Source organism: Mesorhizobium huakuii (assembly GCF_030160235.1).
GTDB classification, from domain to species: domain Bacteria; phylum Pseudomonadota; class Alphaproteobacteria; order Rhizobiales; family Rhizobiaceae; genus Mesorhizobium; species Mesorhizobium huakuii.
Genome location: NZ_BSNY01000055.1, coordinates 20,467 through 33,089, shown reverse-complemented (window position 1 = coordinate 33,089; position 12,623 = coordinate 20,467). Strand labels below are relative to the sequence as shown.

Genomic DNA, 12,623 nt, shown 5'->3' with positions numbered 1-12,623 from the left:
CCCGAATGACGCTTTTCGTCTTCTTCGCGGTGCTTGCCGCAGCCGCCATGCACGCGATCTGGAACGCGCTGGTCAAGGTGCATCTCGACCGCTTCCTGTCGATCACGCTGATGACATTGGGCATGGGGTTTGCCGCGCTGTTCGTGCTGCCTTTCGTCGAATTCCCGAAGGCCGAGGTCTGGCCATTCATTCTCGCTTCGGTGGTCTTCCACATGGGCTACCGAACCTTCCTGATCGGCGCCTACAAGGCCGGCGATTTCGCCCAGACCTATCCTCTGGCGCGCGGCACGGCACCGCTGCTGGCAGCACTTGGTGGCATCGTGGTGGTGCAGGAGGTGCCGGCACCGTTTGCCATTCTCGGCATCCTGCTTTTGTCGGCCGGCACGCTGGTGATGTCGTTTCGCGGCGGCGCGCATCTGGAGAAGCTCAACCTGCGCGCCGTCGGTTTTGCACTCGGCACGTCGATCTTCATTGCCAGCTACACACTGTCGGACGGCAGCGGCGCGCGGCTGGCGGCGACGGCGCAAAGCTACGCGGCCTGGCTGTTCGTCTGCGACGCGACATGGGCGCTGGTGCTGTGCCTCATCTTCCGCGGGCCGCAGTCACTGCCCGTGCTGGCGCGCGACTGGAAGGCCGGGCTGTTCACCGGCGTGCTCAGCGGCGCGGCCTACTGGATCGTGATGTGGGCGATGACCAAGGCGCCGATCGCCTCGGTGGCATCGCTGCGCGAAACCTCGATCCTGTTCGCCATGCTGATCTCGGTCTATGCGCTTGGCGAGAAGATGACGGGCTGGCGCGGCGCTGCCGCGCTCAGCATCGTTGCCGGGGTTATCGCGCTGCGGCTGGGTTAGGCCGCACTCAACCCAGGACTGTCATCACCTGGCCGCGTCGTTCCGGGCTGAAGCGGATGACGACGATGATGCAGACGGCGACCACGCCGGCGAAAAGCGCCAGCGCATAGCCGTAGCTGCCTCCGGCCGCCTCCGCTATGCCCGCCTGATACGGTCCGCCATAGGATGCGGCAAGGTTGCCGGCCTGATAGATGAAGCCGGGCAAGGTCGCGCGGACCGCACCCGGCGACAGTTCGTTGAGATGAACCGGGATGACGCCCCAGGCGCCCTGGACGGCCACCTGCATGACGAAAGCGCCGATGGCCAACATGAAGGGCGTGGTGCTGTAGGCCCATAGCGGGATCGACGGCAGGGCGATCAGGCAGGCAAGTGTGATGGCGTTGACGCGGCCGATCCTCTCCGACAGCGCGCCGAAGGCCAAGCCGCCGACGATGGCGCCGATATTGGCGACGATGGTGATCCAACTCACCGTGTGAGGATCGAAGCCATGCTGCTTCTTCAGGAAGGTCGGGTAGAGGTCCTGCGTGCCATGGCTGAAGAAATTGAAGAACATCATCAGCACGACGGCATAGAGCGCGACGCCCCAGTGCTTCTGCAGCGTTTCCAGGAGACCCGGTCTGACCGATTTCCGCGCCTCGACGAAGGCCGGCGATTCCGGCACGTGCGAGCGGATGAAGAGCACGATCAGCGCCGGCACGAAGGAGAGCAGGAACATGGCGCGCCAGCCGATCGTGTAGCCGCCGATCGTCTGCTGGTAGAGCAGGCCGTAGACCACCGCCGCTAGGAGGTAGCCTGCGGGATAGCCGCATTGCAGGATGCCCGATACGAAGCCGCGCGCGCTGGGCGGGATGGATTCCATGGCGAGCGAACTGCCAAGCCCCCATTCGCCGCCCATGGCTATGCCGAACAAAGCGCGCAGGGCGAGGAAAATGCCGAGATTGGGCGAGAAGGCGGCAAGCGCGCCGATCACCGAATAGCTGACGATGTTGAGCATGAGGATGGGCTTGCGCCCATATTTGTCGGCGAGCATGCCAAAGAAAAACGCGCCGATGAAGCGCGTTGCCAAGGTCAGGAACAGTGCCTTTGAGACTGCCGGGACATCGGTGTGGAATTCACTCGCAATATCGGTGAGCAGGAATGTCAGAAGGAAGAAATCAAAAGCATCGAGCGTCCAGCCCAGGAATGATGCCAGAACGGTTTTCTTCTGCTCGACGGTGAGATTCAAGGCGTCCTCCTTTGGTGCCCCCAAAGGAACGATATGTCGCCCCGCTCGCAAAAGAGAACAGCGATCAGCCGGCTTTCGAAGAACCGGCGGTCACTTTTTCGTAAGGTCGAGGTCGAAGACCATCAATCCGTCCGTGCCGCCCTCAAGTGCGGCGACCAGCCGGGCGCCGGCGCGCTGATGAGCTTCATGGACGAGATAGGCGTCGCGGGCGGCGGCATCGCGGAAATCGATGGTGAAGCCATGGCCGAAGCCGCGCGCGAAAGGCTCGGGACTGACATTGGCACTGAAGTGGACGGTGTCCATGCCGTCGATCACCTTTCGAAGCGCCTCGAGGTCGGCATGGATCGCCGCGCGCTCGCTTTCGGGGACATCGCCGCGAAACCGGGCGAACACACAGTGCCTGATCATTCTTTCATCCCCTTCAAGCAGCCCGGTTTCCGGAAAACACCGCCGGCGGCAGCGGTTCACGGCCGAGGATCAGGTCGGCACCCTTTTCACCAACCATGATGGTCGGTGCATTGGTGTTGGAGGAGGGCACGCGCGGCATCACCGAGGCGTCGCAGACGCGCAAGCCTTCGATGCCGCGCAGCCGCAGATCCGGCGTCACGACGGCCATCTCGTCATGGCCCATGCGGCAGGTGCCGACAGGATGGTGATCGGTCTTTGACGTGCGGCAGGCGTAGTCGAACAATTCGTCATCGCTGGTGAGCGATGGGCCGGGCAGCACTTCGCGCAGCACGTAGGGCTGAAGTGCCTTCTGCCGCATGATCTCGCGCGCCAGCCGCAACCCCTTGATCGACATGGCGCGGTCATAAGGATCGGACCAGTAGTTCGGATCGATCAGCGGATGGTCGGCCGGGTCGGCGCTCTTCAGCCGCACCGTGCCGCGCGAGCGCGGCCGCAGGAAGGCCGAGTTCAAGGTGACGCCGGGATTGTTCAGCTTCTCGACGCCGGCCTCGATGCCGGAGCCCAGGCCGAGGTGGAACTGGATGTCGGGCGAGGCGGCTGTGGGGTCGGCGTACCAGAAGCCGCCGGTCTCGAACAGGCTGGAGGCGACCGGCCCCTTCTTCAGCAGCAGATATTGCAGGCCCGCCCAGGCCGTGCGGTGCAGCTTGGCGTAATTGTCATAGGTGTGGTCGCCGGTGCATTCGGCGATGACGAACAGATCGAGATGGTCCTGCATGTTGGAGCCGACGCCGGGCAGGTCATGCATCGGCGTGACGCCCACCGATTTCAGGTGGTCGGCCGGGCCGATGCCCGATTGCATCAACAGCTTCGGCGAGCCGATGGCGCCGGACGAGACGATCACCTCGCGCCCGGCGCGCAGGATATTCTTCTCGCCGCCCGGCCGGTCAACGACTTCAACGCCGACGGCGCGGCCTTTCTCGACGACTATGCGGGTCACCAGCACATCGGTTCTGACCGTCAGGTTCTTGCGCGGGCGGATCGGCTTGAGATAGGCCACCGAGGCCGAGGAGCGGCGGGCGTCCTTCTGGGTGAGCTGGTAATAGCCGACGCCTTCCTGGTTGGCGCCGTTGAAGTCCGGGTTGAAGGGGATGCCCATCTCCTGGCCGGCACGGAAATAGGCTTCGCAGATCGGTAGCGGCGAGATCGGGTTCGACACGCCGAGCGGCCCCTGGTCGCCGTGAAAATCGTTGGCGAAACGCTGGTTGTTCTCGGCGCGCTTGAAATAGGGCAGCACGTCGCGATAGCCCCAGCCGGCGAGACCCTCTTCCTTCTCCCAGGCGTCGTAGTCGCGGGCATTGCCGCGCGTGTAGATCTGGGCGTTGATGGAGGAGCCGCCGCCGACCACCTTGGCCTGCGTGTACCAGAAGACGCGGTCCTTCATGTTTTTCTGCGGCACGGTGGACCAGCCCCAGGACGCAATGCCCTTGGTCATCTTGGCGAAGCCCGCCGGCATATGGATGTAGGGATGCCAGTCCTTGCCGCCGGCTTCCAGCAGCAGCACGGAATTCAAGGGATCCTCGCTCAGCCGGTTGGCCAGAACACAGCCGGCCGGGCCGGCGCCCACGATGATGTAGTCGGTCATGTCGTTTCCACCTATAGCCGCGGCACGGAGAGCGCGCCGTCGACATTGATGATCGAGCCGGTCGAAAAGCCGAGCCTGCCGGCGGCAAGCGTCGCCACCACCGCGCCTATGTCTGACGCTTCGCCCCAGCGTTTGGCCGGCACCAGCCCGCTGTCGATCAAGGCATCGTATTTGGCGGTCACGCCTGCCGTCATGTCGGTGCGGATGATGCCTGGACGCAACTCGAACACGCCGATGTTCTCGGGCGCGAGCCTGAGCGCCAGGTTCTTCACCCACATGGAAAGCCCGGCCTTCGATATGCAGTATTCGGAGCGCTCCGGCGAAGCCATCTCGGCACTGACCGAGGTGACGGTGATGATCGATCTTGTGTGGCCTCCGGGTGTGGCCAGCATTGCCTTGGCGACGGCCTGGCTGAGGAAGACCGTGCCGCGCAGGTTGATGCCCAGCGTGCGGTCGAAATTTTCGGGCTTCAGTTCCAGCAGATCGCCGCGCACCACGGCGCCGACGCCGGCATTGTTGACGAGGCAGTCGATGCGGCCGAAGACGCGCATCGCGGCATCGATCAACACGGCGTGGCTGTCGAGGTTGGCGACGTCACAACTGACATAGGCGAGTTTTGCGCCGCGCGCCGAGATGTCTGCGTCGAGCCCGTCAGGCGCCTGTTCGGCAAGGTCGGCAACCAGGATGTCAAAGCCGGCATCGGCTAAAGCCTCGGTGCAGGCCAGCCCAATGCCGCGCGCGCCGCCGGTGACGATGGCCGCGGGGCGGGTCATTGGACGCTAGCCTTGCGGAGGTCAGCGCTGCCCCTCATCGCCCTGCCGGGCACTTCTCCCCGTATAGTGACGGGGAGAAGGAAGATGCGATCGGCGATTTCGCCAATTGTTGGCGTGGTAGAAGAGGTACCAGCGTTGAGGCCAAGCCCCTTCTCCCCGTTTCTTACGGGGAGAAGGTGCCGGCAGGCGGATGAGGGGCGGCACCGACCGATCATGCGGCAAGCTCCACCGTGCGAATATGGTCAGCCACCCGCAACGCCTGCGCGGCGATCGACAGCGCGGGATTCACCGCAGCCGAGTTCGGCAAAAAACTGCCGTCGACGACGAACAGGTTCCGGTGGTCGAACGACCGGCAGAACGGGTCGAGCGGCGATGTCGCCGGATCGTCACCCATCTTCACCGTGCCGCATTGGTGCGATGGCGTGCGCTTGTCGAAGGGACGTGACAGCACGATGGGGTAGCCGCAGGCGCGGAAGTTTTCGCGCATCACCTTGGTCAGGCCGTCGAGCGACTGCATGTTGGAGCGCCGCCACTGCATGACGATATCCTTGCCGTCGACCATGATGCGGCTTTCGGGATCGGGCAGGTCCTCGCACATCAGGTACCAGTCGACGGCGTGGCCGGCCATGTAATCGAGCGCGAATTTGGGCATCGTCTTCACATTGGCCTTGAGCATGTTGCCGTCGATCTTGCCGAGCAGCTGGACATTGCCGAGCGGTTTGCCGCCCTTGCCGTCCGACAGATAATAGTCGTTCAGCATCAGCGTCTTCTGGTAGACGGCATCGTTCCTGCGGCGCGGATCGATGGCCAGCATGGCGCTGGAATTGTGGTTCATGAAATTGCGGCCGACCTGGTCGGAGCGGTTGGCGAGGCCCTTGCCATCGGGTGAGGGCGAGCGCAGCAGGATGACGGCGGAATTGACCGCGCCGGCGGAGAGGATGACCAGCTTCGGCGACACTTTCTTCGCCTCGCCGTTCTGCCGGTAGTGGATCGCGACGATGCTTTTGCCATCAGGTGCCGCCTCGAGATACTCGACGTAGCAGCCGGTCTCGAGCCGGATGTTGCTATCCCTAAGCGCCGCCGCCAGTGGCGCTGTCTGGGCGTCCATCTTGCCTTGGCCGGTGTTGGGGAAAGCGTCCCAGCCGGTTCTGCCTTCCTTCAGCCAGGTATCGATGTCGACGCCGAGCGGCAGTGAGGCCGGATGCAGGCCGAGGCCCTTCAGTTCAGCGCGCGCGCGCGCGATCGGCGCTTCGTCGGGCACCGGCTTGAAGGCGTAGGGGATCGAGTGGAACGGTTCGGTCGGGTCCTCGCCCAGCGCGCCGCGCACGCGAAACAGCTGCTCCGCCTTGGAATACCAGGGCTCGAACGCATCATAGGAAAACGGCCAGGCGGGCGAGACGCCGCCGAAATGCTCCATGGCCGAAAAATCTTGCCTGCGGTAGCGGATCAGCACCGCGCCGTAGAATTTTGAATTGCCGCCGACATAGTAGTAGTTGCCGGGATTGAAGGCGGCACCGCCGGCTTCGCGCCACATCTCCTTCGGCCGGTAGTGGCCGTCGACGAAGATCGAGCGGGTGTCGCGGGCATGCGGGGTTGCCGGCAAGGGCTCGCCACGCTCCAGCATCAGGATCGAGGCGCCGCCGCCGGCCAGGCCGGAGGCGATCGTGGCGCCGCCAATGCCGGAGCCGATGATGACGATGTCCGGATTTGCCATGGCCGTCAGCGGATGCGGTTCTCGGTCGCCGGATCGAAGAACACCGCCTTGGTCAGGTTGAAGGCGAGCGGCGTGCTGGTGCCAGGCTGAATGTTGGCGTCGGCGCGCAGCCGCGCCACCACGCCCTTGCCGCCGAGATTGGTGACGGCGAAGGTGTCGGAACCTGCCGGCTCGACGACCTCGATATGCAGGTCGGCGGTGGCGATGTTCGAGGCGTTGCGTTCGGCGCCCTCCGGATCGGTCAACGCTTCCGGCCGCACGCCGAAAATGATCGGCTTGCCCTGGAATGCCGAGAGACCCGCCGGCGCATTGGCCATCGGCAGCGTGATCGGCTCGCGCGCCTCGCGCTGCAGCACGACAGACAGCGCATTGCCCGATGTGGCGATGGTCGCCGGGATCAGGTTCATGGCCGGCGAGCCCATGAAGTCGGCGACGAACAGGTTGGTGGGGTTGTTGTAGATCTCGGCCGGGGTGCCGAACTGCTGCACCTCGCCGTCGCGCATGACGGCGATCTTGGTCGCCAGCGTCATCGCCTCGATCTGGTCGTGGGTGACGTAGACGATGGTGGTGCCGGTCGTGGCGTGCAGGCGCTTGATCTCGATGCGCATGTCGACGCGCAGCTTGGCGTCGAGGTTGGACAAAGGCTCGTCGAACAGGAAGAGTTTGGGGTCGCGCACCAGCGCCCGGCCCATGGCGACGCGCTGGCGCTGGCCGCCCGAAAGCTGGCTAGGCTTGCGCTGCAGGAGATGGCCGATCTGCAGCACCTTGGCCACCTTGTCGATCGCCTTCTGGCGCTCGTCGGCCGGCACACCGCGCATTTCCATGCCGAAGGAGATGTTCCCGGCCACCGTCATGTTCGGGTACAGCGCGTAGCTCTGGAACACCATGGCGATGTCGCGCTTCGAAGGATGAAGATCGTTGATGGCGCGGCCGTCGACGCGAATCTCGCCCTCGGTGATCTGCTCCAGGCCGGCGATGGTGTTGAGCAGGGTTGACTTGCCGCAGCCGGACGGGCCGACCAGCACCAGGAAGCCGCCCTTTTCGAGCTCGACATCGATGCCCTTCAGGATCTCAACATTCCCGAAGCGCTTCTTCAGCCCATCAATTTCCAGAAAAGCCATGGTCGTTCCTTCTGAATTGGTCAGCCTTTGACCGCGCCCGCCATCAGCCCGCGCACGAAATAGCGGCCGGCGACGACATAGACGATCAGGGTGGGCAGAGCCGCGATCATCGCGGCCGCCATATTGACGTTGTATTCGACGACGCCGGTCGAGGTGTTGACGACATTGTTCAGCGCCACCGTCATCGGCATGGCGTCGCCGGTGCCGGCATAGGCGGAAGCGAACAGGAAGTCGTTCCAGATGTTGGTGAACTGGTAGATCACCGTGACGACGAAGATCGGCATAGAGTTCGGCAGCATGATGCGGCGGAAGATCTGGAAGAAGGAGGCGCCGTCGACCTGTGCCGCCTTGATCAATTCGGTGGGGAAGGCCTCGTAATAGTTGCGGAAGAACAGCGTGGTGAAGCCGATGCCGTAGACGACGTGGACGAAGACGAGATTGACCGTCGAATTGCCGAGGCCGAAGCTGGTTCCGACGGAGTTCTGCAAGGTCACCCCGAAGCGGCCGACGCTGCCAAGGATCGTCGCCATCGGCAGCAGCACCGACTGGAACGGAATGAAGCAGGCGAACAGCATCAGCCCGAACACCAGCGTCGCGCCGCGAAAGCGCCATTTGGTCAGCACGTAGCCGTTGAGGGCGCCGAGCATGGTCGAGATCAGCACGGCCGGAACCACCATCTTGATGGAGTTCCAGAAATAGCCCTTGATGCCGGCGCAGGTGAGGCCGACGCAGGTCTCGCCCCAGGCCTTCAGCCACGGGTCGAAGGTCGGCGCCTTGGGCAGCGCCAGCATGTTGCCGTTCTGGATCTCGTCCATGGTCTTGAACGAGGTGACCAGCATGACGAACAGCGGCATCAGGTAGAACAGCGCGAAGAGCGCCAGAAGCCCGTAGATGACGATACGGTTGACGAGCTTGGTGTTGATGCCGCCGGAGGCCTGGCGGGCAGGGGTGGCGACAGCGCTCATCGCGGCTTCTCCCTGAGTTCCGAATAGAGATAGGGCACGATGATGGCGACGATGGTCATCAGCATGATCACCGCACTGGCCGATCCGACAGCCATCTCGTTGCGCTTGAAGGTGTATTCGTACATGAAATTCGAAGGCAGCCAGGCCGAGCCGCCGGGGCCGCCGGAGGTCAGCGCCACGACAAGGTCGTATGACTTGATGGCGAGGTGGGCGAGCACGATGAAGGCCGACAGGAAGATTGGCCGCAGCAGCGGGATGACGATGCGGCGGTAGAGCTGGAAGGTTGTGGCGCCATCGATCTGCGCTGCCTTCATGATCTCGCCGTCAATGCCGCGCAGGCCGGCCAGGAACATCGCCATGATGAAGCCGGAGGCCTGCCAGACGCCGGCGATGACCACCGTGTAGATGACGAAATCCTTGTTCTTGATCCAGTCGAAATGGAAGCTCGTCCATCCCCATTGATGCAGCGTCTGCTCGAGGCCGAGACCGGGATCGAGGAACCATTTCCAGGCGACGCCGGTGACGATGAAGGACAGCGCCATCGGATAGAGGTAGATCGGCCGCAGCACGCCTTCGCCGCGGATCTTCTGGTCGAGCAGGATGGCCAGGAACAGGCCGAGCGCCAGGCAGATCAGGATGTAGAGAAAGCCGAAAATACCCATATTGGTTATCGACGTGTACCAGCTCGATGGCGGGTCGGTGTCGAAGGTCCAGCCCCACAGCCGCTGATAGGCGCGCGAACCTGTGATGACGTAGGACGGGAAGGTCTTGGAATTGGTGAAGGACAGATAGATCGTCCACAGGATGAAGCCGTAGACGAAGACGATGGTGATGGCGAAGCTCGGCGCCAGAACGATCTTCGGCAAGGCGTCCTGCAGGCGCGAGCGCACAGAGGTGCGTGACCGCTCCGGCGTCAGCTTGATCTGGCTTGTTGCTACTGTGCTCATGAGCTCCTCCCGTTTCGGGTCGTCCGTGCTGCGCCGTCAGGCGGCAAGGCGGCCCCGTGTATACGGGTCTTGGGTCGGCATGGTGTCGAGCCGGCCAATCCTGAGATAAAACCTTCCCCGCCGAGGCGGGGAAGGTGATTTCGAGCGTTGCGCTTACTTGGCGTCGTCGATCGCCTTGACCAGTTCGGTCACGGCCTCGTCCGAGGTCTTGATCTGACCATGGACGAACTTCGAGACCACGTCCTTGTAGGCATTGGCGACAGCCGGCGGGGCGCCATAGCCCTGGGCCAGCGAGCCGAACAGCGTGCCGCCTTCATTGGCCTTCTTCAGGTCGGCGATGCCCTTCTTGCCGCAAGCGTCGAAGTCGGTGTCCGGAACGTCGGTACGGGCCGGAACCGAACCCTTGACGACGTTGAAGGCCGACTGGAAGCTCTTCGACAGGGTGGCGGTGGCCAATGCGACCTGGGCGGCCTTACGGTCGTCCGGAACGTTGAACATGCCGAACATGTCGGAGTTGTAGATCACGGAGCCGTCGGTGCCCGGGAAGCGATAGCACAGGAAGTCGGTGCCCGGGGTCTTCTTAGCGGCGTGGAATTCACCCTTGGCCCAGTCGCCCATGACCTGCACCAGGGCATCGCCCTTGATGACCATGGCGGTGGCAAGGTTCCAGTCGCGGCCCGAGAAGTTCGGGTCGACATAGGTGACGAGCTTGGCGAGGTTGTCGAACGACTTCTTCATCGTGTCGGACTTGAGCGAAGCGTCGTCGAGGTCGTTGAAGGCCTTTTTGTAGAACTCGGGTCCGCCGGTCGACAGGACGACCGAATCGAACATGGTGGCTTCCTGCCAGTTCTGGCCGCCGAGAGCGAGCGGGATCACACCCGCGGCCTTGGCCTTGTCGAGCAGGGCGACGAAGTCGTCGAAGGTCTTCGGCTCGGTGCCGCCGATCTTGTCCATGACGGCCTTGTTGATCCACAGCCAGTTGACCGAGTGGACGTTGACCGGAGCCGCGACCCACTTGCCGTCATAGACCGAGAATTTCTGCAGGGCCGCCGGAACCGACTTGTCCCAGCCTTCCTTCTTCGCCGTCTCGGTCAGGTCGCCCATGACGCCGGCCGCGGCATAATCGAGCACGGTGTAGCCGAGCATCTGCGAGGCGGTCGGATAGTTGCCGGCCGCGACCATCGCCTTCAGCGCGGTCATGGCAGCATCACCGCCGCCGCCGGCGACAGGAACGTCCTTCCAGGCATAGCCTTCCTTGGCCAGGTCGCCCTTCAGCACGTTGAGGGCAGCCGCTTCGCCGCCCGACGTCCACCAATGCAGCATCTGCACTTCCTTGACGTCCGCGGCGTGCGCCGAGAAGGCAAAGCTCGTCGCAAGAGCCGTTCCGATAAGCAGTTTGCGCAACATGTACTTCCTCCCTTGTTGCATTACACGACCGGTGGAAGCCCACCGGGTTCTTCCCAACTCAGCCGACCCACCATCCGGTGCGCTGGCCGCGATGAAACTGGATTGTCTTTTCCTCGGTATAGTCCTCAACGGCGCGTTTGCCGAGTTCGCGTCCGAGACCGGACTGCTTGTAGCCCCCGAAAGGCAGCTCGGGATAACCTTCCATGAATGTGTTCACCCAAACCGTCCCCGAACGCACCCCACGCGCCACCGACATACAAGTGTCGATGCTGGCGCTCCACACGCCTGCAGACAGACCATAGGGCGTGTTGTTGGCGATGTGCAACGCCTTTTCAATCGATTCAAAAGTGAGCACGGAGAGCACCGGGCCGAACACTTCCTCGCGCGCAATCGCCATGTCCTCGGTGACGTAGCGTAAGATGGTCGGGTCGAGATATTGGCCGGCATTAGAGGCCAACTGCTTGCCGCCGCTGAAGACATTGCTGCCTTCGCCTGCCGCTGCCGCAACGTAATCCGTCACCTTGGCCAGATGGTCGGACGAGATCATTGCGCCGACCTTGGTTTGCTCGTCGAGCGGGTCGCCGACTTTCACCCTGGCGGTGAGCGCCTTGACGGCATTGAGAAAATCGTCGGCGATCGCCTCGTGCACGATCAGCCGGCTGCCGGCATTGCAACACTCGCCGGCGTTGAAGAAGCCGCCGAACACCGCCGCGTCGGCGGCGGCCTGGAGGTCGGCATCGGGAAAGACGATCTGGCCGTTCTTGCCGCCAAGTTCCATCGAGACCTTCTTCAGCGACTGCGCGGCGGACGCCATGGTCATCTTGCCGACGCGGGTCGAGCCGGTGAACGACACCATCTCGACCAGGGGATGGCTGACCATCGGTGCGCCGACATCGGCGCCCAGACCGGCGAGGATGTTGACGACGCCGGCGGGCAGGCCGGCTTCGAGCAGGATGTCGCCCAGCACGAAGGTCGAGGCCGAGGTCATTTCGCTGGGCTTGACCACCGCCGTGCAGCCGGCGGCGAGCGCGAAAGGCAGTTTCTGGCTGACGATGAGGAACGGGAAATTCCACGGCGTGATGATCGACACGACGCCGATCGGCTCGCGCACGACCACGCCCAGCATGGCGTCGCCGAGATTGGCGTAGCTCTCGCCATGCAGCGTGCGGGCGAGCGAGGCGGCATAGCGCCAGATGTCGACGGCGCCGCCGATCTCACCGCGCGCCTGGGCAATCGGCTTGCCGGATTCGAGCGCGTCGAGCCGGGCGATGTCTTCCAGCCGTGCCTCGATCAGGTCGGCCGCCTTGAAGAGGATCGCGGCGCGCTCGCCGGCCTTCATGCGTGGCCACGGCCCGGTCTCGAACGCCTTGTGCGCGGCCTGCACGGCCGCTTCCACCTCGGCTTGGCCGGCTTGCGCATAGCGCGAAACGGTGAAGCCGTGGCCGGGGCTCTTGCGTTCCAGCGTGCGGCCGTCGCGAGCATCGACGTGCTTGCCGTCGATCAGCAGCCGATAATTTTTCGGCGCGGTTGAGGCCTCGGCGGGCATGGCGATGTTGAGGGGTGCGTTCAT

Annotated in this window: 11 protein-coding genes; 1 reads left to right on the top strand and 10 read right to left on the bottom strand. The window is 63.8% G+C overall.

Translation table 11 applies throughout. The features are described from left to right. Window positions 1-5: 5 nt before the first annotated feature. Entirely contained in the window at window positions 6-851 is an 846-nt protein-coding gene (locus QQK95_RS28725; protein WP_019861084.1) for an EamA family transporter, read from the top strand. Between the two features lie 7 nt (window positions 852-858). On the opposite strand, the gene QQK95_RS28720 is transcribed toward QQK95_RS28725, so the two are convergent. From QQK95_RS28720 to QQK95_RS28675, 10 genes are all read right to left on the bottom strand, one after another. Beyond that, on the bottom strand, window positions 859-2,076 hold the full coding sequence (locus tag QQK95_RS28720; protein ID WP_064980818.1) for an MFS transporter: 1,218 nt from the start codon (window positions 2,074-2,076) through the stop codon (window positions 859-861). 90 nt (window positions 2,077-2,166) lie between these two features. Beyond that, window positions 2,167-2,484, bottom strand: a complete 318-nt coding sequence (locus tag QQK95_RS28715) for a Dabb family protein (RefSeq protein ID WP_038649472.1) — start codon at window positions 2,482-2,484, stop codon at window positions 2,167-2,169. 13 nt (window positions 2,485-2,497) lie between these two features. Further along, on the bottom strand, window positions 2,498-4,126 hold the full coding sequence (locus tag QQK95_RS28710; protein WP_284277808.1) for a GMC family oxidoreductase: 1,629 nt from the start codon (window positions 4,124-4,126) through the stop codon (window positions 2,498-2,500). Between the two features lie 11 nt (window positions 4,127-4,137). After that, window positions 4,138-4,899, bottom strand: coding sequence for a 3-ketoacyl-ACP reductase (locus tag QQK95_RS28705; protein WP_284277807.1), 762 nt, complete (start codon window positions 4,897-4,899; stop codon window positions 4,138-4,140). 211 nt (window positions 4,900-5,110) lie between these two features. Next, entirely contained in the window at window positions 5,111-6,613 is a 1,503-nt protein-coding gene (locus QQK95_RS28700) for an FAD-dependent oxidoreductase (protein ID WP_019861076.1), read from the bottom strand. Window positions 6,614-6,618: 5 nt separating this feature from the next. Next, the gene (locus QQK95_RS28695; protein WP_019861075.1) at window positions 6,619-7,734 is read right to left on the bottom strand and encodes an ABC transporter ATP-binding protein; all 1,116 of its coding nucleotides are present in this window, start codon (window positions 7,732-7,734) and stop codon (window positions 6,619-6,621) included. A gap of 20 nt (window positions 7,735-7,754) precedes the next feature. Beyond that, window positions 7,755-8,699: a carbohydrate ABC transporter permease gene (locus QQK95_RS28690; RefSeq protein ID WP_064980812.1), complete on the bottom strand. Its 945-nt coding sequence runs from the start codon at window positions 8,697-8,699 to the stop codon at window positions 7,755-7,757. Next, window positions 8,696-9,646 (bottom strand): carbohydrate ABC transporter permease, encoded by a 951-nt coding sequence (locus tag QQK95_RS28685; protein WP_027047381.1) that lies wholly within the window; start codon window positions 9,644-9,646, stop codon window positions 8,696-8,698. Before QQK95_RS28685 ends, QQK95_RS28690 begins: the two co-directional genes overlap by 4 nt. 153 nt (window positions 9,647-9,799) lie before the next feature. Then, a complete protein-coding gene (locus QQK95_RS28680) occupies window positions 9,800-11,053 on the bottom strand; it encodes an ABC transporter substrate-binding protein (RefSeq protein ID WP_027047380.1) in 1,254 nt (417 codons plus the stop codon). Window positions 11,054-11,111: 58 nt separating this feature from the next. After that, complete coding sequence (locus tag QQK95_RS28675; RefSeq protein WP_284277806.1) at window positions 11,112-12,623, bottom strand: aldehyde dehydrogenase family protein; 1,512 nt, start codon at window positions 12,621-12,623, stop codon at window positions 11,112-11,114.

Coding starts and splice junctions, on each gene's coding strand:
- QQK95_RS28675 (WP_284277806.1), bottom strand. CDS start 12,623: ATGAACGCACCCCTCAACATCGCCATGCCCGCCGAGGCCTCAACCGCG.
- QQK95_RS28705 (WP_284277807.1), bottom strand. CDS start 4,899: ATGACCCGCCCCGCGGCCATCGTCACCGGCGGCGCGCGCGGCATTGGG.
- QQK95_RS28680 (WP_027047380.1), bottom strand. CDS start 11,053: ATGTTGCGCAAACTGCTTATCGGAACGGCTCTTGCGACGAGCTTTGCC.
- QQK95_RS28685 (WP_027047381.1), bottom strand. CDS start 9,646: ATGAGCACAGTAGCAACAAGCCAGATCAAGCTGACGCCGGAGCGGTCA.
- QQK95_RS28700 (WP_019861076.1), bottom strand. CDS start 6,613: ATGGCAAATCCGGACATCGTCATCATCGGCTCCGGCATTGGCGGCGCC.
- QQK95_RS28725 (WP_019861084.1), top strand. CDS start 6: ATGACGCTTTTCGTCTTCTTCGCGGTGCTTGCCGCAGCCGCCATGCAC.
- QQK95_RS28690 (WP_064980812.1), bottom strand. CDS start 8,699: ATGAGCGCTGTCGCCACCCCTGCCCGCCAGGCCTCCGGCGGCATCAAC.
- QQK95_RS28710 (WP_284277808.1), bottom strand. CDS start 4,126: ATGACCGACTACATCATCGTGGGCGCCGGCCCGGCCGGCTGTGTTCTG.
- QQK95_RS28715 (WP_038649472.1), bottom strand. CDS start 2,484: ATGATCAGGCACTGTGTGTTCGCCCGGTTTCGCGGCGATGTCCCCGAA.
- QQK95_RS28695 (WP_019861075.1), bottom strand. CDS start 7,734: ATGGCTTTTCTGGAAATTGATGGGCTGAAGAAGCGCTTCGGGAATGTT.